The 857-nt window shown below is 74.2% G+C and carries 1 protein-coding gene; it reads right to left on the minus strand.

Features of this window, described 5'->3' with window-relative positions; genetic code table 11:
• A partial coding sequence (locus DD1DGNOD_RS28185) for an SDR family NAD(P)-dependent oxidoreductase (RefSeq protein ID WP_206443223.1) occupies positions 1-857 on the minus strand: 857 nt, incomplete at both ends.

The following is an 857-nucleotide window of genomic DNA, read 5'->3' on the forward strand; positions in this document are numbered from 1 at the left end:
GCCAGGTCGAGGTGGACGGGTGCGAGCAGCGCCCGGTCCACGCCGCCGGTGCCGGTGGTGCGGATGCCGAGGGCGGCGTCGAACAGCTCGAGGCCGTCCTGCGCGGACAGTGGCCGCAGGCCGGCGCGGGAGATGCGCTCGCGGTCGGCGTCGGTGAGTTCACCGGTGATCCCGCTAGCGCCGGCCCACAGTCCCCAGGCGAGCGACGTCGCCGGCAGGCCGTGCCCGCGGCGGTATCCGGCGAGCGCGTCGAGGAAGGCGTTGGCGGCCGCGTAGTTACCCTGACCAGGGCTGCCGAGAATGCCGGCGGCCGACGAGAACAGCACGAACGCGGCCAGATCGGCGCCGCGGGTCAGCTCGTGCAGATGCCAGGCGGCGTCGGCCTTGGGCGCCAGCACGTTGTCGAGCCGTTGCGGGGTGAGCGACGTGACGACACCGTCGTCGATGACGCCCGTGGCGTGCACGACCGCGGTCAGCGGGTGCTCGGCGGGGATCGCGGCGAGCAGGTCGGCCAGTGCCGTCCGCTCGGTCACGTCGGCGGCGGCGACCGTCACCGATGCGCCGAGGGCCGTGAGGCCGTCCCGCAGCTGTTCCGCCCCGGGGGCCGCGAGACCGCGCCGGCTGGTGAGCAGCAGGTGACGCACGCCGTGACGTGTCACCAGGTGACGGGCGAGCAGTCCGCCGAGCGCCCCGGTACCACCCGTGATCAGGACGGTGCCGTCGGGGTTGAGCGCCGCTGGTGCTGATGGTGCTGCTGATGGTGATTGTGCTGATGCTGCTGGCGGTGCTGGCGTCGCCGGCGCGGCTGCAGCCCGGACCAGGCGGGGGACCGTGATCGCACTGCCGCGGACGGCCAG

The organism is Candidatus Protofrankia californiensis (assembly GCF_900634765.1).
Lineage (GTDB): Bacteria > Actinomycetota > Actinomycetes > Frankiales > Frankiaceae > Protofrankia > Protofrankia californiensis.